Genomic DNA, 20,628 nt, shown 5'->3' on the forward strand with positions numbered 1-20,628 from the left:
CGGCCGGCTCGGGGCACGGCGGGACACGCGATGGCGGCCACCGGTGCGGTCACCACGGGCGAGGGTCAGGAAGCGGCGGCCCTGCTGGAACGGACGAGGGAAACGGTCAACCCGCGACTGCGCCGGGTGGTCGAGCTCCTGCCCGGTTCCATGCGGCGCGTGGCGATGTACCACTTCGGCTGGGAGCACGCCGACGGCACCCCCGCCGCGGGCAACCCGGGCAAGGCCATCCGCCCGGCCCTGGTCCTGGCGGCGATGCGGGCGCTGAGCGGGCCGGGCGGCGATGAGGCGGACGCCGTACGCGCGGCCGTGGCCGTGGAGCTCGCGCACAACTTCACGCTCCTGCACGACGACATCATCGACAAGGACGTCAGGCGGCGCGGCCGCGCCACGGCCTGGACCGTCTTCGGCACACCGGACGCACTCATCACGGGTGACGCCATGATGGCGCTCGCGCTGAAACAGCTGGCGGAGGACCCGCACCCGGCCTCGGCGGCTGCCGCCGCCCGGCTCGCGGCCTGCGTCATCGAGCTGTGCGCCGGGCAGCAGGCGGACTGCGCCTTCGAACAGCGGCCGGACGTCTCCCTCGACGAGTGCCTGACGATGGCCACCGCCAAGACCGGGGCCCTGTTGGGCTGCGCCTGCGCGCTGGGCGCCCTGTACGCGGGGGCCGGACCGGACGAGGCCGACGCGATGGACGGCTTCGGCCGGGAGGCGGGGCTCGCCTTCCAGCTGATCGACGACCTGATCGGCATCTGGGGCGACCCGGGGCACACCGGCAAGCCCGCCGGAGCCGACCTGATCGCCCGCAAGAAGTCCCTCCCGGTCGTGGCCGCCCTCACCTCGGGCACGAAGGCCGGGGCGGAGCTGGCCGAGCTGTACGCCGGCCCCATGACCGGGGACGACGTACGAAGGGCCGCCGACGCGGTGGACCGGGCCGGAGCCCGCGACTGGGCGCAGGCCCACGCGGCCGACCGGATGGGCCGGGCGGTGCAGCAGCTGTCGCGGGCGGTGCCGGACCTCGGGGCGGCGGGCGGCCTGCTGGCGCTGGCGGAGTTCGTCACGCGCCGCACCAGGTGACGTCGCCGCACCAGGTGTCTTCGCAGGACCCGCGGGGAGGAGGCCTGTTCCGGCACCGCATGGTGCCGGAACAGGCCTGTCCGCGTCCGGAGCCCAACTCTAGGATCGCTCACGGTTGTTGCAACGTGAGTGAGGGGTGGGTTCCGTGGTGCTGGAGATACGTAGGGCGGATCAGTCGGACCGGGACGCGGTAACCCGGCTGCTGGACGAGGCGTTCCGCGACGACCCGGTGAGCAGCTGGGTCTTCCCGGACCCCGAGCACCGGGCGGCGGTGCACGGCAAGTTCCTCGGCGTGTTCGTGGACGTGGCGCTGGCGGAGGGCCGCATCGACTACGCGGCCGACGGCTCGGCGGCCGCGCTGTGGCTGCGGGTCCCCGCCGGGAACCACGAGGGGGAGGCCGCCGGGGACGACGTCCCGGCGAAGATGCGTGCGGTGGCCGACCCGGACAACGAGCGCTGCGAGCTGGTCGGCCGTCTGACGGGCGAGGTGCACCCCACCGCCGAGGAGCACGAGTACCTCCTGATGATCGCGGTGGCTCCGGGGCGGCAGGGCGAGGGGCTGGGTACCGAACTGATGCGCCCGGTGCTGGAGCGGTGCGACCGCGAGGCGGTTCCGGCGTACCTGGAGGCCAGCAGCGAGCGCAGCAAGGCGCTGTACGAGCGGCTCGGGTGGCAGTTCACCGGCACCGCGGTGCGGCTGCCGGACGGACCGCTGATGTGGCCGATGTGGCGCAAGCCGCAGCCGTGAGGCTCCCGCCCCGGCTCCCGGCCCCCGCTCCCGCCCCGCCGGATGCGCCGAACCGGCCTACCGTGGAGGTATGGCCGGTGATGAGCGACAGCGTGCGGGTGCGGCGGACGCCGCGCAGTCCGGGCACGAGCAGGAGTCGTGCCCGGACTGCGGGCGCCCCGTGGAGCGGGTGATCGTCGGGCGGCGCAAGTCCCTGGGGATCTTCGTACCGGACTGGGGCCCGGGGCCGTGCCCGGCCCCCGACTGCCCCCGCTACCAGGGATCGGCGGGTTAGCTCAGCGGGGTCAGCTCTTGGTGCCCAGGCCCGAGGCGACGAGGCCGTTCGCCCAGAGCTGGTTCACGCGGGAGCGCTCGGCGGCGTTCGGGTTCGGGTTGGTGCACGAGGTGCCCGGCCCACCGCCCGACATCAGCTCGCTGCACGGGCCGGAGTAGTGGTCCGGCAGACCCAGCACGTGCCCGGTCTCGTGCGCCGTGACCCGGGTGGAGTTGTACTGCTGGTTCTGCGCGTAGTCGAGGAAGATGTAGCCGCGGCCGTGGCCGTCGGTGCTCGCGTAGGAACCCCGTGAGTCGTTGCCCTCGTAGTACGAGAAGTTGCCGCCCGAGGACACCTCCTGGAGCTTGACGTTGGACACCGAGCCGTTCCAGATCTGCGTGGAGCGGGCTATCACGGTGCGGAAGCTCGGCGCGTTGCGGGTGTTGTAGGTGACGGTCACGGCCATCAGGCCGGGGTTCGCGGCGCGCTGCTCGGCCACCGAGCGCTGCACGGCCTCGAAGAAGGCCCGGTTGGCGGCCTGGTTCTCCGGCGAGCGCTCGTACGCGGCGTAGCTCGCGGCGTTGCCGGACGGGGCGGGGGCGGCGTTGGCGGTGGGGGCGATGCCGGCCAGGGCGGCGGCGAGAACGAGACCTACGGTGGCGGCGGCCGGAACGGCCGTGCGGGAGTGGCGCATGTGGGGGAGCTCCTACTCATCCGGTGTGGGGGGTGGGTCGTTCGGTACCGGAGTCTGCGGGAGCGTCACCGCTCGGCGGATGATGTCAGCCACCGATAACACCGGGCTATCGGCTGGTTTTGCGCAGGCCAACTTCCGGGAAATTGGCCGGATTCGAGGGGATACCGGTGGCTGGTGCGGCCGACCTGGGCCGTCCTACCCTCTGGTCATGGAGCTTGAGGTCAGGCATCTGCGCGCACTGTGCGCCATCGCCGACGCCGGCAGCCTGCACAAGGCGGCGCGGCAGCTCGGCGTGAGCCAGCCCTCCCTGACCACCCAGCTCCGCCGGATCGAACGGGCCCTGGAGGGCGAGCTGTTCCTCCGCGAACGGACCGGCTGCCGGCCCACGCCGTTCGGGCGCACGGTACTGGGGCGGGCGCGCCCGCTGCTGGCCGAGATGGCCGCCCTGGTGGCGGACGCCCGCGCGGTGGCCCGCGGACCCCGCCTGCGGATCGGCTCCACGGCCAGCCGGGCCCTGCCCGGGTGGCTGCGCAGACTGCACCGCCGCTCGCCGGAGACGGAGACCTCGCTGGTGGTCGACGTATCGGCCAACGCCCTGCTGCGGATGGTGGACGCGGGGCAGTTGGACGTGGCGTTCGTGCACGAGGTCGAGGGATGCCCGCTGCGGGTGCCGCCCGGGCTGGAACTGCGCGTGCTGATGGAGCGGGAGCCGCAGTTCGTGTCCATGTCCCGGAACCACCCCGCGGCGCGGCGGCCGGTGGTGGAGTTACGGGAACTCGCCGCCGATCGCTGGACGGTCGACCCGTCGGTGGACGGCGAGTGGGACGGCTTGCGGCGGGTCTTCGCCGGCGCCGGGGTGGACCCGCCGGTGTTGCACGCCGATTACCACACCGCGACCTCGCTGATCGTCTCCGGCGAGGCCGTCGCCCCCTGCCAGCCGACCTCCGGCCCCCGTGACGACATGGCGATCCGGCCGCTCTCGGGCGACCCGCTCGCCGTACGCCTGCTGCTGGCGAGCCGGCCGGGCGCGCACGCGGAGGTGTACGAGGACCTTCGCGCCGCCTATCGAGAGGCGGCCCTGCGCACCGCGCCGTACCGGGCGTGGCTGCACCACCACGCGAGCCCGCTGCTGGCCGCGTAGGCCCGTTCCTTCCCGCGTCCCCGGACACCGTCCGGTCCCCGGGCTGCCCGCGCGCGTGTCGGCGTACCGGCGTGTCGGCCGCTTGACTTCCCCGATCCGCGATATATCGTGTTCCCAGAAGACGCGATATGTTGCGAGCGTCGAGCACCGTTCGTGCGCCCACGAGGAGGATCAGAACCATGGCAGAGCAGATGACGTGGTCCGTCGCCGAACCGCAGAAGCTCACCTTCGAGCAGCAGGTGACCGAACTCCGCGTCCGCGTCGTCGGCGGCACGGTCAACGTCGTCGCCGCGGACGACGGCCCCGCCCGCCTCGAAGTGGCCGAGGTCAACGGGCCGCCCCTGCACGTCGTGCAGGAGGGTGGCATCCTCACCGTCTCCTACGAAGACCTGCCCTGGAACGGTTCCCAGGGCTTCAAGAAGTGGTTCGAGGGCAAGCCCTGGAAGGCCTGGTCCGGCTCCGCCGACGGCCGCAAGGCCTGGGAACGCAGCGCCACCGTCACCCTCACCGTCCCCGCCGCCACCGCCGTCCAGCTGGCCACCGTCAGCGCGGCCGCCTTCGTCTCCGGCATCAGCGGCGCCACCGACGTCAACGGCGTCAGCGGCGACGCGACCCTGGTCGGGCTCTCCGGCAAGGTCAAGGCCCACACCGTGTCCGGCAACGTCGAGGCGCAGTCCGTGACCGGCGAACTCGGCTTCCACTCCGTCTCCGGCGGACTGACGGTCGTCGACGGCGCGGGCGGCAGCGTACGGGCCGACTCGGTCAGCGGTGACATGCTCATCGACCTCGTACTCGACCCGGCCGACGCGCGCCCCGTCGACATCACCCTGAACTCCGTGTCCGGACAGGTCGCGATCCGCCTCCCGCACCCCGCCGACGCCCGCGTGGAGGCCAACACCGCCACCGGCGGCGTCTCCAACGCGTTCGAGGACCTGCGGGTCAGCGGCCAGTGGGCCGCCAAGCGGATCACCGGAACGCTCGGCGCCGGCACCGGGACGCTGCGGGCCACCACCGTCTCCGGCGCCATCGCCCTGCTGCGCCGCCCGGCGGCCGACGGCCCCGACGCCGCCGCTCCGCTCGCGCTCGACAAGAAGGTGCTCTGACATGCCGCCCGTCTTCGCCCACGGACGCCTGCGCCTGTACCTCCTGAAACTGCTGGACGAGGCCCCGCGCCACGGGTACGAGGTGATCCGCCTGCTGGAGGAGCGGTTCCAGGGGCTGTACGCGCCCTCCGCGGGCACGGTGTACCCGCGGCTCGCCAAGCTGGAGGCGGAGGGACTGGTCACGCACGCCACCGAGGGCGGCCGCAAGGTGTACTCCATCACCGAGGCGGGCCGCGCCGAACTGGCCGACCGGGGCGGTGAACTCGCCGTCCTGGAACTGGAGATCCGCGACTCGGTCTCCGAACTGGCCGCGGAGATCCGGGACGACGTCCGGGGCGCGGCGGGGGACCTGCGGCGCGAGATGCGGGCCGCGGCCGCCTCGGCGACGGCCACGCACGGTGAGGACGAGGGCTGGAAGGCGGCCAAGGAGGAGCTCCGCAAGGCGAAGGCGGAGTGGAAGGAGCAGGCGCGGCGGGCGAAGGACGAGAGCCGCCGGGCGCGCGAGGAGGCGCAGCAGGCGCGTCGCCAGGCGAAGGAGGCGCAGGAGCGGGCGCGCGAGGAGGTCCAGCGGATCGCGAGCCAGCTGCAGGAGCAGTTCTCGAAGTCGGGCGGCGTGCTGGGGAGTCTGGCGGGGGCGTGGCTGGGTGGCGCCGGCGGCCACGGAGGTACCGGTGCGCAGGCCGGGCGGCCCGGCGCGCCGACGGCGGAGGCGGGCTGGGCCGAGGACCTGGGCCCGACGGCCGACCCGGTGCGGGACCTGGACCGGTTGCTGGACCGCTTCCGCGACGACGTCCGTGATGCCGCGAGGGACCACGGGGTCTCCCCGGCGCAGCTGGCCGAGGCCCGGGCCCACCTGGCGGCGGCAGCCGCCCGCGTGACGGCGGCGCTCCGCCCGGACCGGGCGTAGGGCCCGGCCCGGTGGCGGGCCCCCTCGCTGCGCTCGCGGCTTCCCGGGGCTCCGCCCCGGCCCCCGCGCCTTGACGGCCGGCGGGGCTGGGGTTCGGTGGGGCCCGCGGGCTGCCGCGTCAGACCGTGAGGACGATTTTGCCGAAGAGGTCGCCCGAGGCGAGTTTTTCGAAGCCTTCGCGGGCGCGGTCCAGGGGGAGGACCTCGTCGATGACCGGCCGTACGCCGGTGGCCGCGCAGAACGCGAGCAGGTCCTCCAGCTCGTCCTTCGAACCCATCGTGGAGCCGACCACCTTCAGCTCCAGGAAGAAGATCCGCGTCAGCTCGGCGTGCGCCGGCCGGTCGCCGCTCGTCGCACCCGAGATGACCAGCGTGCCGCCCGGCCGCAGGGACTTCACCGAGTGCGACCACGTGGCCGCGCCCACCGTCTCGATGACGGCGTCCACCCGCTGCGGCAGCCGCGCGCCCGGCTCGTACGCCTCCACCGCGCCCAGCTCCACCGCGCGCTTGCGCTTCGCCTCGTCCCGGCTCGTGGCGAAGACCCGCAGGCCGGCCGCCTTGCCCAGGACGATCGCGGCGGTGGCGACGCCTCCGCCCGCGCCCTGGACGAGGACCGAGTCCCCCGGCCGCACCCCGGCGTTGGTGAACAGCATCCGGTATGCCGTCAGCCACGCCGTCGGCAGGCAGGCGGCCTCCTCGAAGGACAGCTCGGCGGGCTTGCGGAGCACGTTCCAGGCGGGCACCGTCACCTGCTCCGCGAACGTTCCCTGGTAACGCTCGGTCAGGATCGACCGCGGCTCGTCCGGACCGACCCCGTGGCCGCTCTGGCCGATGACGGAGTGCAGGACGACCTCGTTGCCGTCCTGGTCGGTCCCGGCGGCGTCACAGCCGAGGATCATGGGGAGCTTGTCCTCGCCGAGACCCACCCCGCGCAGCGACCACAGGTCGTGGTGGTTGAGCGAGGCGGCCTTGACGTTGACGGTCACCCAGCCGGGGCGGGCCCCGGGAGCCGGGCGCTCGCCCAGTTCAAGGCCGTTCAGCGGCTGGTCGCGGTCGATTCTGGCGGCGTAGGCAGCGAACATGCCGCGACGCTACCGCCCGGTAGCGCGAGGGGCCACCCCTGTCGGGGCGCGGCGGGTGAGGCCTTCGTCGCAGTGCCCTCGGACGAACACTGCCGATAGCGGGAACCGGACAGGGGGTTCTCGGCGTCTATAACGGGCCATCCGCCGCATCCAGGCGGAAGGAATAGTCCATCCCTCAACTTCCACTCGTACCAGTCGGTTTGGGCTTTCCCGGTGGTAAACCGGAATGTCATTCAAGCCCGTCGGCAGGGGTAACATTCTGGCCATGCGGCGCGCTCGCCATGAGCCTGTCATCGGCAGCCCTGTCATCTGCGCCGCGGTCCTCTTCGTGTGGCCGTACGCCGCTTCGCCGTGCGCCCGGACACACGACAGGCGCGGCGACCCCTCCCGGTTCGGGGGCCAGGAGGGTGCGTCCGCGACCAGGTGGCGAGCAACGGGAAGGGCCCGGCCGGATGGGATCCATCAGGCCGGGCCCTTGCCCGTACGGTCACGCGTCTCGCCGGAGCGGCGATCAGACCAGGCGGGCCACGCCGTCCGCCTTCGCCGCGGCGGCGACCGCGGCCGCGACGGCCTCGGCGACGCGCTCGTCGAAGGGCGACGGGATCACGTAGTCGGCGGCGAGCTCGTCACCCACGACGCCCGCGATGGCGTCGGCGGCGGCGATCTTCATGCCCTCCGTGATCCGGGTCGCGCGCACCTTGAGGGCGCCCGCGAAGATGCCCGGGAAGGCCAGCACGTTGTTGATCTGGTTCGGGAAGTCCGACCGGCCGGTGGCCACGACCGCCGCGTACTTGTGCGCGACGTCGGGGTGGACCTCCGGGTTCGGGTTGGCCATGGCGAAGACGAAGCAGTCCTTCGCCATGGTCGCCACCGCCTCCTCGGGAACCGTGCCGCCCGAGACGCCGATGAAGACGTCCGCGCCGGACAGGGCCGCTTCCAGGGGGCCGGACTGACCGGTCCTGTTGGTCAGGCCCGCGATCTCGGCCTTGACGTCCGTCAGGTCGGAGCGGTCCGCCGAGACGACGCCCTTGCGGTCGGTGACGCACACGTCGCCGATGCCCGCGTCCACGAGGATCTTGGCGATGGCGATGCCCGCCGCGCCCGCGCCCGAGATCACGGCGCGCAGGTCGCCGAGGGTGCGGCCGGTGAGCTTCGCCGCGTTGCGCAGGGCGGCCAGCGTCACGATGGCCGTGCCGTGCTGGTCGTCGTGGAAGATCGGGATGTCCAGGGCTTCCTGGAGCCGGCGCTCGATCTCGAAGCAGCGGGGGGCGGAGATGTCCTCCAGGTTCACCCCGCCGAAGGACGGCGCGAGACGGATGACCGTCTCGATGATCTCGTCCGTGTCTTTGGTGGCGAGCGCGATCGGGACCGCGTCCACTCCACCGAACTGCTTGAACAGGATGGCCTTGCCCTCCATCACCGGGAGGGAGGCCTCGGGACCGATGTCCCCGAGGCCGAGCACGGCCGTGCCGTCGGTGACGACGGCGACCACGTTGGACTTCCACGTGTACTCGTTGACGAGTTCCGGGTTCTCCGCGATGGCGCTGCAGACCTTCGCCACGCCAGGCGTGTAGGCGAGGGACAAGTCGTCCTTGTCGCGGACGGGCACGGTGGCCTGCACGGCCATCTTGCCGCCCCGGTGCAGTGCGAACACCGCGTCGGGGTTGTTGTCCGTCACGCTGTCGCTGCGAGGATTGACGATCTCCGCTGCCACTTGTTTGACCCCTTAAGTCTTTAATCGTTGAGGGTGGCCACTCCTGGTTAAGGGGTGGGCGGGCACCGCGTCCGTCTCCGCATCGACGGGTTCGTCCCGCCTCCGCGAAGGGGAGGTTTCGTACGCGCGGGCGCGCCGCACACGCGCCCTGGGCCCCGGATGAGGGGTGTAAGGATCTGTTCTACCTGAAAAACGCCCGTCCGGACGAGTCGATTGCCTCACGTTCGCAGGTCTCTTGCCCCGGTTTCCCCCATAAGTCCGGACGTTACTGTCCGGTGGGCGAGACCGACAGTAAAAACTGCGGCCAAACGCCCTGTCGGCGGTGCATAGTGCGGCCCCGCGGCCCCGTCGCCGCAGGCCTGTTGGGAACTCCGTGTGGCCCGTTATCCGATTTTGACCTGACGACCACCCTGAATGTCGCAGTCCGAATGGCAAGATGCCGTAATCACACAGGTCGCTGCACTCGATGGTGCGTGCCCCGACCGTTCTCGGATGCTTTTTTCCCCACTGCCGGAGGAACCAGCTCATGACCGCAAGCACCACCCGTCGTTCGACCGCCGCACGGTCCCGGATCGCCGCGGTCGGCGCGATCGCGGTCGCCGGCGCCCTGATCCTCACCGGCTGTGGCGACCAGACCAAGAGCGGCTCCGGGAACTCCTCGGGCACCAAGTCCAGCAGCGCCCCGCTCTTCTCGGCCCTGCCGAAGAAGATCCAGGACGCCGGTGTCATCAAGATCGGCACGGACTCCGCGTACGCCCCGATGGAATTCGTCGAGAACGGCAAGATCGTCGGTGTCGACCCCGATATCGCGGACGCGCTCGCCAAGCAGCTCGGCGTGAAGGTCCAGTTCACCGCGGGCACCTTCGACGGCCTGATCACCTCGATCTACACCGGCCGCGAGGACGCGATCATGTCCTCCATCACGGACAACAAGCAGCGCCAGGAGGGCCTGGACGACAAGGGTCAGAAGATCGGCAAGGGCATCGACTTCGTCGACTACTTCTCCTCCGGTCTCTCGCTCCTGGTCAAGAAGGGCAACCCCGAGGGCATCAAGACCCTGGACGACCTGTGCGGCAAGACCGTCGCGGTCCAGCGCGGGACGACGTACGAGGACGAGTTCAAGAAGCAGGCCGAGAAGTGCGGTGACAAGAAGCTCACCATCCAGGCCTTCGACACCGACGCCGAGGCGCAGACCCGCGTCAAGGCCGGCGGCGCCGTCGCCGACCTGAACGACTACCCGGTCGCCGCGTACACCGTGAAGACCTCCGGCGGTGGCAACGACTTCGAGATCGCCGGCCAGCAGACCGGCGTCGGCCTCTTCGGCATCGGCGTCAGCAAGGACAACACGCAGCTGCGCGACGCCCTCAAGCAGGCCCTCGACGCCGCCATCAAGGACGGCTCGTACGGCAAGGCCCTCGAGAAGTGGAACGTGCAGGACAGTGCCGTCAAGTCCGCGACGGTCAACGCCGGTCAGTAAGTCCCGCGCTCCACGCTCCACTGAAGGGCAGTCATTGTGACTGACAAGATCGACAAGGGTCCGGCCGCAACCCCGCCGGCCGGACCCGGCGCCTCGGGAACCCCGTACGAGGCGATCAAGGCAATCCCCGTGCGGCACTACGGCCGCTGGATCAGCGGTGTCGTCGTCGTCGCGCTGCTGGCGTGGCTCGTCTACGCCTTCTCCCAGGGCAACGTCATCTGGGGGACGGTCGGCGACAAGCTCTTCGACCCGGCCGTCCTCGGCGGCCTCTGGAACACCGTCCTCATCAGCGTCGCCGCCATGGCGCTGGGCCTCGTGCTCGGCATCGTGTTCGCGGTGATGCGCCTGTCGAAGAACCCGGTGACCAGCGCCGTCTCCTGGCTCTACATCTGGTTCTTCCGCGGCACCCCGGTGTACGTCCAGCTGCTGGTGTGGTTCAACCTGTCGCTGATCTTCGAGTACATCAACCTCGGGCCGATCTACAAGAACTACACGGTCGCCGTCATGACCCCGTTCATGGTCGCCCTGCTGGGTCTGGGCCTGAACGAGGGCGCCTACATGGCGGAGATCGTCCGGGCCGGCATCCAGTCCGTCGACGAGGGCCAGACCGAGGCCGCGCACGCGCTCGGCATGCCCCAGACGAAGACGATGCGCCGTGTCGTGCTGCCGCAGGCGATGCGCGTGATCATCCCGCCGACCGGCAACGAGTTCATCAACATGCTGAAAACGTCCTCACTGGTTTCGGCGGTGCAGTACACGGAACTCCTGCGGGCCTCGTCGAACATCGGCAACACGGCCGGTGCCATCATGGAGATGCTGTTCGTGGCATCCGTCTGGTACCTGGCCCTGACCAGTGTGTTCAGCGTCGGCCAGTACTACCTGGAGCGCCGCTTCGCCCGAGGTTCCACGCGGAGCCTGCCGCCGACGCCGTTCCAGCGCCTGCGTGCCAACCTCAACATGTTCCGCCGTACGGAGGTCGCGCGATGACCGCCCAGCCGATGGTCAAGGCAGAAGGCGTCCACAAGTCGTACGGCGCCGCCCACATCCTCCGGGGCATCGACCTCGAAGTCGCCCCGCGCGAGGTCTTCTGTCTGGTCGGTCCGTCCGGCTCCGGCAAGTCGACCTTCCTGCGGTGCATCAACCACCTGGAGCGCATCAACTCCGGGCGGCTGTCGGTGGACGGGCAGCTGGTGGGCTACCGCCAGAAGGGCGACAAGCTCTACGAGCTCAAGGACAGCGAGGTCGCCGCGCAGCGCCGCGAGATCGGCATGGTCTTCCAGCGCTTCAACCTGTTCCCGCACATGACGGCGATCGAGAACGTCATGGAGGCGCCCGTCCAGGTCAAGGGCGAGAGCAAGGCGGTGGCGCGCGAGCGCGCCGTCAAGCTGCTCGACCGCGTCGGCCTCGGCGACAAGGGCGGGAACTACCCCACGCAGCTGTCCGGCGGTCAGCAGCAGCGCGTGGCGATCGCCCGCGCGCTGGCCATGGAACCCAAGCTGATGCTCTTCGACGAGCCCACCTCGGCGCTCGACCCGGAGCTCGTCGGTGACGTCCTGGACGTCATGCGGGACCTGGCCGAATCGGGCATGACGATGATCGTCGTGACCCACGAGATGGGCTTCGCCCGCGAGGTCGGCGACAACCTCGTCTTCATGGACGGCGGTGTGGTGGTCGAATCCGGCCACCCGCGCGAGGTCCTGGGCAACCCGCAGCACGACCGGACGAAGGCGTTCCTGTCCAAGGTGCTGTAGTTGCGTTCGAGCGCTGCTCGTCGAGCGCTTTGAGAGGGGCGGTACGGATTCCCGTACCGCCCCTTCGCGCTGCCCGGTGCACCCCTGCGGTCGTAATACCCTTGTAGCAATCTCAGCCGTTACAGGGACCCCATCCGCAGCCGTAAGGACTCGACGTGGAACTGGCCCATTACTCGGACTACGCCGTGCGCCTGGTCAACACCGAGGAGCCGGCCCGCAACAAGGACTCCCTCACCTCGGTGGACGCCGTACGCGCCCTCTTTGGTACCGGGGTGCAGGCCGCACGCCGCGTCACGGACGCCGACGTCACCCGCTTCCGCAACGTCCGGGGCCGGCTGCGCTCCGTCTTCGAGGCCGCCGACGGCGGGGACCACGTGCTCGCCGTCGACCTGCTGAACTCCCTGCTCATGGAGTTCCCGGTCAGCCCCCAGGTGACCGGCCACGACTCGCTCGGCGAGGACGGCCGCCCCCACTGGCACATCCACCTCGCCGATCACCCCTCGAACGCCTCCGCGGGCTACGCCGCCCTCGCCTCCTTCGGGCTGGCCTTCCACCTGACCGAGCACGGCGCCGACCGCCTCGGCCTGTGCCAGGCGCCGCCCTGCCGCAACGCCTACCTCGACACCTCCACCAACCGGTCCCGGCGCTACTGCTCCGACCGCTGCGCCACCCGGGCGAACGTGGCGGCCTACCGGGCCCGCAAGCGCCTGGAGGCCGAGGGGTCCGCCCGCAGCGGTCTCAGCGCCGAAACCGCCCAGGAAAGCCGCGCCCTCAGCGACCGCTGACCGGCGGGGAGCGGCCGCAGCCGCAGCACGGCCGTCGCCAGCACCAGCTCCTCGGGCACCGTCCCGTAGTCGGTGCTGTCGCCGGTCGCGTTGTACGGGTTGTCGCCCAGCACCCACCAGCCGCCCGGCCGCCGCTCCACCGCCCGCTTGACCACCAGCAGGTCCTGCTGGAAGGGGTGCCGCAGCACCACCACCGCCCCCGGGCGCACGGGCGCCCCGTAGCGGACCACCAGCCGGTCCCCGTGCAGCAGGGTCGGGACCATCGAGGGCCCCGACACCTCGGCCAGCCCGAACTGCCCGCCCGGGCGCGCCCTGTCCACCATGTACGACCTCCTCGTCCCTCCCGCATGCTGCCGCACGCCGCCGTACGTTCGCTCACCGCCGCCGGTACGGCGCTGGACTTTTGTCCGAAGCCCACGGGGCCGCCCGCGAATTCCGCATGCCGAGCGAGTAATCTCGCCCTTGAGAAGACGATCACGAGGAGGACAAACTCCATGCTTACCCGCCTCTTCGCCCCCAAGGCGAAGGTCTCCGCCCACTGTGACCTGCCGTGCGGCGTGTACGACCCGGCCCAGGCCCGCATCGAGGCCGAGTCGGTCAAGGCCGTTCAGGAGAAGTACCAGGCCAACGAGGACGCCGACTTCCGCGCGCGCGCGATCACCATCAAGGAGCAGCGCGCCGAGCTCGCCAAGCACCACGTCTCGGTGCTGTGGAGCGACTACTTCAAGCCGCCGCACTTCGAGAAGTACCCGCAGCTGCACACCCTGGTCAACGACACCCTCAAGGCCCTCTCGGCAGCGAAGGCGTCCAACGACCCGGCGACGGGCCAGAAGGCCCTCGAACTCATCGCCGAGATCGACCGCATCTTCTGGGAGACCAAGGCCGCCTGATCTTGGGCGCCCGGGGGATCCCCCTGCGCTGCTGGTCAGAGCGCACATGACAACGGCCCGACCGCTTCGAGCGGCCGGGCCGTTGGGCATTTTCGAAGAGCACGTCCGTGGCCCACGCCCCGGCAGCCCGCACGGCGGCCCTGGACCTGTGGCGGGAGGCTCCGCGCCCCCCGCGGCCGGGAGCCGGCACCCTCGCGGAGGCCGTCCGCGGCACCCTCGCGGAGGGGCCGTCCGTACGCCACCAGCCGGGGCAGTGCGCACGGCTGGTGTGACGACGGCAGGGGCTGAACCGGCGCTCGCGGAGGGACTACTCGTCGTCCTCGGCGTCGTCGAGGCGGGCCAGCCAGGTTGCCAGGCGTTCCACCGGGACCTCGAAGTCCGGGTTGAGGTCGACGAAGGTGCGGAGCTGCTCGGCGAGCCACTCGAAGGTGACCTCCTCCTCGCCGCGCCGCTTCTCCAGCTCCTCGATGCCGCGATCGGTGAAGTACAAGTCCGGCTCCGTAAGACGTGATGGGGTGTTTCCCGCCAGGATAATCCGCGTACCACGCACACCTCCCGTTCCTCCCTGCCCCGGCGCTAGCCTTGACAGACTCGACCTGAGGGGGACAGGGGATGCCGGACGGGCGCACGGGCGGCTCCGCGCGCGCCTTCGAGCTTCTGGAACCCCTCGTCAAGGCGGCCACCGTACGCGTCCACGCGCCCGCGGACGGGTATGGAACCCCTGGGACCGGTCCGACCTGGGGCAGCGGCTTCTTCATCGCCCCCGGGTGGGTCCTCACGTGCGCGCACGTGATCGGCGAAGGGGGTGCTGCGGTGCGTCTGGCGGGCCGGGAGGTCGGCATCACCTTCTCCGTCGCCGGGTCCCCCGCGGCGGCGGGGGCCACCGGGACGGTCGCCGGCCGGGTCGAATGCGTACTGCCCGAGCGGCTGGAGGAACGCCGGCCCGCCCCGCGCGCCCTGTGGGACCTGCCCGACCTGGCCCTGGTACGGGTACTCGCGCCCATCTCGCACGCCTGCGTCTGGCTCACCGACCGGCCCGGGCCCCGCCTCGACGAAGCCGCGTACTTCGGCGTCACCGAGGACCTCGGGGTACGGGAGATCACCGGCCGCACCACCCGGCTGCGCGGCACCGCCGCGAACGGGGCGGCCATCCGCCTCGGCGACGACGACGAGATCGAACCCGGCATGTCCGGCGGCCCGCTGGTCGACCTGGCGCGCGGCGAGGTCATCGGGATCGTCAAGGCCCGCCGCCAGGCCGGCGGCGGAGGCATCGCGGTATCGGTCGCGCAGCTGCGGACCCTGCCGACGGGGGCGACCGGGCAGGTCGGCCTGTACCGGCGGGTGATGCAGGGACACGACCTGTACCACTACGACCAGCACGTCAGCGACCTGGACAGCCGCCGGACCTGGACGGACGTCCACGACGAGCTGCCCTCGGACGACGACGACACCACCGGCGGACCGGAGCGCCCCACCCGTCTGAGCCGCCTCACCCGGCTCACCCCGGGCGAACGCACCACCCTGTGCGGGCTGCTCGCCGAACTGCCGCCGCCCGGTTCCTCCGAGGCCGTTCGGGCCCTCGCCGAAGCCGCCCGGGGAGAGGAACCCGACACGGGCCTACCGGCTCCGCTGACCTGGCGCGACGGGCTGGGGCTGCTCCACGACCCGCCGGGCACGGGAGGCGAGGCCGCCGCGATGCTCCGCTACGCCACCGACGTCAGCGTCGCCGACCACCGCGAACCGCCCGCGCCCGGCGCCGACGAGGAACTGTGGGACTGGGTGCGCGCGACAGCGGCGCGGCTGTGGCGGCCACTGCGCCGCGAACTGGGCGAGCGCCACGAGCGCGGCCTCGCGGAACGCGAACGGCGCCGGCGCGCCTCCGCCGGGCAGATGGTGCACGGCCCCTTCCGGCCGGCCGTCGGAGTACCGCCCCCGGGGCCGTCGGTCCTGCTGGAGGCCTGGGCCCAGGTGTGGGAGGACGTCTACGACTGGCGGGTCTCCGTCCTGGCCGGCCCGGACCGGCCGGGGGAGGCGACCCCGGTGGCATCCGGAACCCGGGTCACCCTGGCGGCCCTGCCCGAGGCGGTGCGGGCGCCGCTCGCCGAAGGGTTCCGGCGGTGCGACACCCACGAGGCGGCCGCGCTGCTGGAGGTGGTGGTGGCGGAGGATCTGTTCGGGCTGCCGGTGGACGAGTGGACGGTGTCGGGCGGGGTCCCGGTCGGAGTGCAGCGGCCGGTCGTGCTGCGCCCCCCGGGCGGCGAACCGTCCCCGGAGGCCGCCGAGCGGTGGGCACGGGTACAGGCGGGCCCGCTGCTGGGCCGGCGGGCCGACTGCTCGCGGGGCCGCAAGTGGCGCCCGCCGCCCGGATGGCTGGCCGCGCTGGTGGACCACACGGTGCCGGTGCTGTGCCGGGCCCCGGGGGAGGACCCGACGCTCGCGATGCTGCACGACGCGCGGGACGCCGGGTACGGGGTGGCGGTGTGCCGCAGGCCCCCGGCCGACCCCAGGGCGTCCTGCGAGCCGTTCCACCGCGGCCTGCGCGAGGAACTGGCCGACGCCGGACGGGCGGTGGTCCTGCCGGCCCGGCTCCAGACGCTGCGGGGGCGGGCGTACGGGGCGGACCCGGACGCGTACTGGGCGGTGGGGACGGCACTGGTGTGGCAGGACCCGCAGCGGCCGCTCCCGGAGGACGAACCGCTGCAAGGGGACCTGTGAGGGGCGTGTCCGGCGGGACACCGCCGGACACCGCCGGACCGATGACGTGAGGGGCGGGCACATGACCGAGGAGTGGCTCATCTACCGGGGCGTCGGGGAGCCCCACGACGGGATCGACGCCCTGCCCGACCCGCCGCCCTGGCGGGACTTCGACGGCGGCCCCGTCGAGGACGGCCCGGGAGCCGGGGGCACGCCCGACGGGAACGTGGCCCGCCGCCTGGGCGCGCACCGGCAGGCCGCCGAGATGCACCGCCCCGAACCGGAGGAACTGGAGGCCATCAACGCCGCGCTCTACCTGCGCAGGCCGCTGCTCGTGACCGGCTATCCCGGCACCGGGAAGTCCACCCTCGCGCACGCCGTCGCCCACGAACTGAAACTGGGCCGCGTCCTGCGCTGGCCCGTCGTATCGCGCACCGTGCTCCAGGAGGGGCTCTACCGCTACGACGCCATAGCGCGCCTCCAGGACGTACAGATCGCCGCCGGCGGCGCAGCGGCCTCCGACACAGCGCCCGGGATCGGCAAGTACATCCGCCTCGGCCCGCTGGGAACGGCGCTGCTGCCCACCGAGCGCCCCCGGGTACTGCTCATCGACGAACTCGACAAGAGCGACATAGACCTCCCCAACGACCTCCTCAACGTGCTGGAGGAAGGGGAGTTCACCCTCCCCGAGCTGGAACGGGTGGCGGACTCCGAACCCGAGGTGCGGGTCCTCACCGACGACGGCACCAAAGTGACCGTCCGGGACGGCCGGATCCGCTGCCGGGCCTTCCCCTTCATCATCCTGACCAGCAACGGCGAGCGGGACTTCCCCGCCGCGCTGCTCAGGCGGTGCATCCAGCTCAAGCTCGCACAGCCCGGCGAGAAACGCCTCGCCACCATGGTGCGGGCACACCTGGGGGAGGAGGCCGCCCAGCTGGGCGCCGAGCTGATCCGGGAGTTCCTCAGCCGCTCGCAGTCCGAGCTGGTCGCCGCCGACCAGCTGCTCAACGCCATCTACCTCACCCACTACGCCGCCCCGCCCACCCGGGAGGACCTAGCCGACCTGCTCATCCAGCGCCTCGACCGGCCGAGGTGAGGCCCGTGCCGCCCGCCGAGCCCATACGCGACCTCGCCGCGCTGCTGCGGGGCGCGGGGCTCGACCCGTCCGCCGAGGAGCTCGCCGACGCGCTGTGGCTCGCCGGGCGGACCGCAGGGCCGGCCGGCGAGCCCGGCGGGACGGACGGCCCGGCCCGGGAGCCGGCACCGCGGCCCGGGCCGCAGGAGGGTCCGCAGGAGGAGGCCCCGCGCGCGGAGGAACCAGTACGGGAAGAGCCCGAACCGCGGGACGCGGTCCGGCTGTACGCCACGCGGGGCGGCGGGGCGGCGGACGCCGACACGGACCTCCCGGCCGGCGGCGGGGTGCCCGTACGGGTGCCCGGTGCGGCGGCGCTGCCCCGGATCCTGGAGATCCAGCGGGCCCTGCGCGCCCTCCAGCGGCACCGCCCGCCCGGGCCGCCCACCCGGACCGTCCTCGACGAGGCCGCCACCGCCGAGGCCAGCGCCCGGGCCCTCGGGCTGGTCATCCCCGTGTTCCGGCCCGAGAGCCGGCGCGAGGCGACCGTCCGCCTCGTCATGGACGCCTCACCGTCGATGGCCGTGTGGCACGACATGTTCGAGGAACTGCGGTCCGTGTGCGAACGGCTCGGGGCCTTCCGCGACGTCCAGGTCTACTACCTGCACCGGCTGGCGGACGGCACCGCCGCCGTCGGCCGCGGCCCGCACCCCACCGCCGGGCTCCGCTCCGGCGACCAGGTGCGCGACCCCACCGGCCGGGCGCTGACCATGGTCGTCTCCGACTGTGCCGGGCCCGTGTGGCGCGAGGGCCGGGCGCAGCGGCTGCTGTACCGGTGGGCCGGCTGCACCCCCTGCGCGGTGGTGCAGCCGCTGCCGCAGCGCCTGTGGAACCGCAGTTGGCTGCCGACCGAGCGCGGGGTGCTGTCCCGCAGGGAAGGCGGCCCGCGCAGGCTGGAGTTCCGCCCGGACCGGCCGCCCCGGCCCGGGCGGCCCACCGGAGGGCTGACCGTCCCCGTGCTCCCGCCGAACGCCGGCGCGCTCGGCGCCTGGGCCCGCCTCGTCGCGGGCCTGGGGACCGGGCCCGTACCGGCCGAGGTCGGGCGGGTACTGCCGCGCCACCCCGCCGGGGCCGAACCCCCGCCCCGGGCCGCGCGGCCGCCGCGGGAGCTCGTGCGCCGCTTCCGCTCGTCGGCCGCGCCCGGTGCGGTGCGACTCGCCCTGTACCTCGCGGCGGCCCCCCTCACCCTGCCCGTGATGCGGCTCGTGCAGCGCACGATGCTGCCCGACTCGGAACCGTCCGACCTCGCGGAGGTGTTGCTGAGCGGGCTGCTGCGGCGGGCGCCGGACGCCGGGTGGTACGAGTTCGCCCCCGGGGTGCAGGACGTGCTGCTGGGGCCGCTCGGCCGGGACGAGGCGGCGCTGGTGCTCAAGCACTGCTCCGAATACGTACGGTCCCACTTCGGGCGGGGCGTACGGAACTTCCCCGCGCTCGCCGTCTCGCAGCTGACCGGTGCCCCCCTTGAGCCCGACGGAGAACGGGTGCCCGCCGGGCGGCTCCCGCAGGCCTTCGCGCAGGTCTCGGCGAAGGTCGTACGCCGCTACCTGCCCGGGCCGCCGCCCGACGGGCCGGACGCGGAACCGCCCGCCGCCGCGCCCGCCCGGGAGTGGGCCGTACGGACCGCCCGGGCCCGGATCGCCGACGGCGGGCGGCGCGGCCTGTACGAGGCCGTCACCCTGCTGCGCCGGGCCGTGTCGGCGCCGCCCGGCCCCGCCGATCCGGTGGAGGAGGCCGAACTGGAACTCGCGGGCGCTCTGCTGCGGCTGTGGGCGCTGCAACGGGACCCCGAGCTGCTCGCGGAGGCCGAGCGCACCCTGGCCGGGCTGGGCGGCCCGCAGGCCCGGGCGGCGCGGGGCCGCGTGCTGTACGAGCGGGCCCTGGCCGGGGACGTACCGGACGCGGAGCTCCTGGCGGCGGCCGAGCGGGAGTTCGCGGCGGTCGCGGCCGCGCCGGGCGCCGACCGGGAGTTCCGGCTCGACTGCGTCGTACGGCGGACCCGGGCCCTGGTCCGTCTCGGCGAGCTGCGCGGGGACCCGGGGCCGCTGCGGGAGGCACGGGCCGCGCTGGAGGCCGCCGGGGAGGCGGAGCCCGGGGTCGGCCCGGCGCTCGGGCGGGTCCTGCTCGCCCTGCTGCCCCACACCGCGGATCCGGCGGAACGCGCCGCCCTGGCGGAACTGGCCGCGGGGCGCCTGCTCGTGGACCCGGACGCCCGGCCGCAGGAACGGGCCCGGGCCCGGGTGGAGCAGGCCACGGCGCTGCGGTACCTGCCCGCGCGGCTGGAGGAGGCGGCCGGGCAGCTGGCCCGGGCCTTGCAGGAGGCCGAGGAGGCCGACGAGGCCGACGAGGCGGGAGAGGCGGGGGAAGACGCCGGGCCCGAGGGGGCAGGGGAGACGGCCGGGGAGCCGCAGCTGCGGCTGGCGGCGCTGGTGTGCCTCGCGCGGGTGCACCGGGCGCGGTACGCGCGGGACGGGGACCCGGCGGCCCTGGACGACGCGGCCGCCGCCTACGAGCGGGCCCGCAGGCTGACCTCCCGCGACGGGGACGCCTACGGGGAGCTGCTGCCCGAGTGGGGCGACGTACTCCTGGACCGGGCCGCGGCCGCCGGCGCCGACGGGCGGCGGTACACGTCCACCGCCGTACGGGTGCTGCGCGAGAGCCGGGCCGCAGTCCCGCAGTCGGACCCCCGCTCGGCGCGGCGGTTGCTGCGGCTGGCGGCGGGGCTGCGGCTGCGGCACTCCTACGAGGGCGACCTGGTGGACCTGCGGGAGGCCGAACACCTGCTGGAGCTGGCCGCCCGGCAGAGCCGCAGCCCACTGGAACAGGCGTGGGCCTGGCGGGAACACGGGGACGTCCAGCAGGAGATCCACACCCACACGCGGGGCGTGGACCGGCTGGACCGGGCCGCCGACTCCTACCGCAGGGCGTGGCGCGCCGCCCTGGCCGCGGGGGGCGACGACCTGGAGCGGGTGGCGGTGGAACTGGCCGCGCGCGTGCAGGAGCTGCGCGGCGAGGTGCTGGAACGGCTGGAGCGGCCGAGGGGCGCGCTGGAGGCCTACCGGGCGGCGCTGGAGCTGTGGCTGCGGGCGGGCGCCCCCGAAGCCCGCGTGGCCTGGGTGGGCGAACGCATCCGCGCCCTGGAGGCGGGGCCGTGACCCGGGACGGCAGTGCCGTTTCCGGC

20 protein-coding genes are annotated in these 20,628 nt (G+C 73.1%); 15 read left to right on the top strand and 5 right to left on the bottom strand.

Annotation, left to right across the window (positions count from 1 at the left end):
• Positions 1–30 precede the first annotated feature (30 nt).
• The 3 genes from IE207_RS08380 (at position 31) to IE207_RS08390 (ending at position 2,102) form a co-directional block, all read left to right on the top strand.
• On the top strand, positions 31–1,080 hold the full coding sequence (locus IE207_RS08380; RefSeq protein ID WP_190183369.1) for a family 2 encapsulin nanocompartment cargo protein polyprenyl transferase: 1,050 nt from the start codon (positions 31–33) through the stop codon (positions 1,078–1,080).
• Between the two features lie 145 nt (positions 1,081–1,225).
• Complete coding sequence (locus tag IE207_RS08385) at positions 1,226–1,828, top strand: GNAT family N-acetyltransferase (protein ID WP_190183370.1); 603 nt, start codon at positions 1,226–1,228, stop codon at positions 1,826–1,828.
• A 70-nt stretch (positions 1,829–1,898) separates the two neighbouring features.
• Positions 1,899–2,102 carry a hypothetical protein gene (locus IE207_RS08390; protein WP_190183371.1) on the top strand — a complete coding sequence of 68 codons (204 nt, stop codon included), beginning with the start codon at positions 1,899–1,901 and terminating at the stop codon, positions 2,100–2,102.
• Between the two features lie 10 nt (positions 2,103–2,112).
• On the opposite strand, the gene snpA is transcribed toward IE207_RS08390, so the two are convergent.
• On the bottom strand, positions 2,113–2,775 hold the full coding sequence (gene snpA, locus IE207_RS08395; RefSeq protein ID WP_190183372.1) for a snapalysin: 663 nt from the start codon (positions 2,773–2,775) through the stop codon (positions 2,113–2,115).
• Between the two features lie 208 nt (positions 2,776–2,983).
• On the opposite strand from snpA, the gene IE207_RS08400 reads away from it, so the two are divergent.
• The 3 genes from IE207_RS08400 (at position 2,984) to IE207_RS08410 (ending at position 5,926) form a co-directional block, all read left to right on the top strand.
• On the top strand, positions 2,984–3,916 hold the full coding sequence (locus tag IE207_RS08400) for a LysR family transcriptional regulator (protein WP_190183373.1): 933 nt from the start codon (positions 2,984–2,986) through the stop codon (positions 3,914–3,916).
• 179 nt (positions 3,917–4,095) lie between these two features.
• Positions 4,096–5,019 carry a DUF4097 family beta strand repeat-containing protein gene (locus IE207_RS08405; protein ID WP_190183374.1) on the top strand — a complete coding sequence of 308 codons (924 nt, stop codon included), beginning with the start codon at positions 4,096–4,098 and terminating at the stop codon, positions 5,017–5,019.
• Position 5,020: 1 nt separating this feature from the next.
• Positions 5,021–5,926: a PadR family transcriptional regulator gene (locus IE207_RS08410; protein WP_190183375.1), complete on the top strand. Its 906-nt coding sequence runs from the start codon at positions 5,021–5,023 to the stop codon at positions 5,924–5,926.
• A gap of 118 nt (positions 5,927–6,044) precedes the next feature.
• Here IE207_RS08410 and IE207_RS08415 read toward each other — a convergent pair whose 3' ends face one another.
• Together IE207_RS08415 and IE207_RS08420 are read right to left on the bottom strand one after the other, a co-directional pair.
• Complete coding sequence (locus IE207_RS08415) at positions 6,045–7,007, bottom strand: zinc-binding dehydrogenase (RefSeq protein ID WP_190183376.1); 963 nt, start codon at positions 7,005–7,007, stop codon at positions 6,045–6,047.
• 511 nt (positions 7,008–7,518) lie between these two features.
• On the bottom strand, positions 7,519–8,721 hold the full coding sequence (locus IE207_RS08420) for an NAD(P)-dependent malic enzyme (protein ID WP_190183377.1): 1,203 nt from the start codon (positions 8,719–8,721) through the stop codon (positions 7,519–7,521).
• A 526-nt stretch (positions 8,722–9,247) separates the two neighbouring features.
• Here IE207_RS08420 and IE207_RS08425 point away from each other — a divergent pair.
• The 4 genes from IE207_RS08425 (at position 9,248) to IE207_RS08440 (ending at position 12,734) form a co-directional block, all read left to right on the top strand.
• Positions 9,248–10,198, top strand: a complete 951-nt coding sequence (locus tag IE207_RS08425) for an ABC transporter substrate-binding protein (protein ID WP_190183378.1) — start codon at positions 9,248–9,250, stop codon at positions 10,196–10,198.
• Positions 10,199–10,234: 36 nt separating this feature from the next.
• A complete protein-coding gene (locus IE207_RS08430) occupies positions 10,235–11,185 on the top strand; it encodes an amino acid ABC transporter permease (RefSeq protein WP_190183379.1) in 951 nt (316 codons plus the stop codon).
• Entirely contained in the window at positions 11,182–11,949 is a 768-nt protein-coding gene (locus IE207_RS08435; protein ID WP_308433567.1) for an amino acid ABC transporter ATP-binding protein, read from the top strand. Before IE207_RS08430 ends, IE207_RS08435 begins: the two co-directional genes overlap by 4 nt.
• Positions 11,950–12,104: 155 nt before the next feature.
• Positions 12,105–12,734 carry a CGNR zinc finger domain-containing protein gene (locus tag IE207_RS08440; RefSeq protein ID WP_190183380.1) on the top strand — a complete coding sequence of 210 codons (630 nt, stop codon included), beginning with the start codon at positions 12,105–12,107 and terminating at the stop codon, positions 12,732–12,734.
• Here the strand turns inward: IE207_RS08440 and sodX are convergent.
• Complete coding sequence (gene sodX, locus IE207_RS08445; protein WP_190183381.1) at positions 12,638–13,057, bottom strand: nickel-type superoxide dismutase maturation protease; 420 nt, start codon at positions 13,055–13,057, stop codon at positions 12,638–12,640. The two genes, IE207_RS08440 and sodX, sit on opposite strands and share 97 nt — an antisense overlap.
• 171 nt (positions 13,058–13,228) lie before the next feature.
• Between sodX and sodN the strand changes: the two genes are divergently transcribed.
• Together sodN and IE207_RS08455 are read left to right on the top strand one after the other, a co-directional pair.
• The gene (gene sodN / locus IE207_RS08450) at positions 13,229–13,624 is read left to right on the top strand and encodes a superoxide dismutase, Ni (RefSeq protein ID WP_190183382.1); all 396 of its coding nucleotides are present in this window, start codon (positions 13,229–13,231) and stop codon (positions 13,622–13,624) included.
• A gap of 107 nt (positions 13,625–13,731) precedes the next feature.
• The gene (locus tag IE207_RS08455; RefSeq protein WP_190183383.1) at positions 13,732–13,896 is read left to right on the top strand and encodes a hypothetical protein; all 165 of its coding nucleotides are present in this window, start codon (positions 13,732–13,734) and stop codon (positions 13,894–13,896) included.
• Positions 13,897–13,931: 35 nt separating this feature from the next.
• Here IE207_RS08455 and IE207_RS08460 read toward each other — a convergent pair whose 3' ends face one another.
• Positions 13,932–14,114 carry a DUF6104 family protein gene (locus IE207_RS08460; RefSeq protein ID WP_136215066.1) on the bottom strand — a complete coding sequence of 61 codons (183 nt, stop codon included), beginning with the start codon at positions 14,112–14,114 and terminating at the stop codon, positions 13,932–13,934.
• Between the two features lie 122 nt (positions 14,115–14,236).
• Between IE207_RS08460 and IE207_RS08465 the strand changes: the two genes are divergently transcribed.
• The 3 genes from IE207_RS08465 to IE207_RS08475 all read left to right on the top strand — a co-directional run bounded on the left by IE207_RS08465 (position 14,237) and on the right by IE207_RS08475 (position 20,602).
• Positions 14,237–16,339 (top strand): VMAP-C domain-containing protein, encoded by a 2,103-nt coding sequence (locus tag IE207_RS08465; RefSeq protein ID WP_190183384.1) that lies wholly within the window; start codon positions 14,237–14,239, stop codon positions 16,337–16,339.
• Positions 16,340–16,400: 61 nt separating this feature from the next.
• Positions 16,401–17,414: an AAA family ATPase gene (locus tag IE207_RS08470; RefSeq protein WP_190183385.1), complete on the top strand. Its 1,014-nt coding sequence runs from the start codon at positions 16,401–16,403 to the stop codon at positions 17,412–17,414.
• A gap of 5 nt (positions 17,415–17,419) precedes the next feature.
• Positions 17,420–20,602 (top strand): SAV_2336 N-terminal domain-related protein, encoded by a 3,183-nt coding sequence (locus IE207_RS08475; protein ID WP_190183386.1) that lies wholly within the window; start codon positions 17,420–17,422, stop codon positions 20,600–20,602.
• Positions 20,603–20,628: the final 26 nt, after the last annotated feature.

The organism is Streptomyces cirratus, assembly GCF_014650775.1.
GTDB lineage: Bacteria > Actinomycetota > Actinomycetes > Streptomycetales > Streptomycetaceae > Streptomyces > Streptomyces cirratus.

Coding starts and splice junctions, on each gene's coding strand:
- snpA (WP_190183372.1), bottom strand. CDS start 2,775: ATGCGCCACTCCCGCACGGCCGTTCCGGCCGCCGCCACCGTAGGTCTC.
- IE207_RS08465 (WP_190183384.1), top strand. CDS start 14,237: ATGCCGGACGGGCGCACGGGCGGCTCCGCGCGCGCCTTCGAGCTTCTG.
- sodX (WP_190183381.1), bottom strand. CDS start 13,057: ATGGTGGACAGGGCGCGCCCGGGCGGGCAGTTCGGGCTGGCCGAGGTG.
- IE207_RS08415 (WP_190183376.1), bottom strand. CDS start 7,007: ATGTTCGCTGCCTACGCCGCCAGAATCGACCGCGACCAGCCGCTGAAC.
- IE207_RS08405 (WP_190183374.1), top strand. CDS start 4,096: ATGGCAGAGCAGATGACGTGGTCCGTCGCCGAACCGCAGAAGCTCACC.
- IE207_RS08435 (WP_308433567.1), top strand. CDS start 11,182: ATGACCGCCCAGCCGATGGTCAAGGCAGAAGGCGTCCACAAGTCGTAC.
- IE207_RS08380 (WP_190183369.1), top strand. CDS start 31: ATGGCGGCCACCGGTGCGGTCACCACGGGCGAGGGTCAGGAAGCGGCG.
- sodN (WP_190183382.1), top strand. CDS start 13,229: ATGCTTACCCGCCTCTTCGCCCCCAAGGCGAAGGTCTCCGCCCACTGT.
- IE207_RS08470 (WP_190183385.1), top strand. CDS start 16,401: ATGACCGAGGAGTGGCTCATCTACCGGGGCGTCGGGGAGCCCCACGAC.
- IE207_RS08390 (WP_190183371.1), top strand. CDS start 1,899: ATGGCCGGTGATGAGCGACAGCGTGCGGGTGCGGCGGACGCCGCGCAG.
- IE207_RS08410 (WP_190183375.1), top strand. CDS start 5,021: ATGCCGCCCGTCTTCGCCCACGGACGCCTGCGCCTGTACCTCCTGAAA.
- IE207_RS08400 (WP_190183373.1), top strand. CDS start 2,984: ATGGAGCTTGAGGTCAGGCATCTGCGCGCACTGTGCGCCATCGCCGAC.
- IE207_RS08425 (WP_190183378.1), top strand. CDS start 9,248: ATGACCGCAAGCACCACCCGTCGTTCGACCGCCGCACGGTCCCGGATC.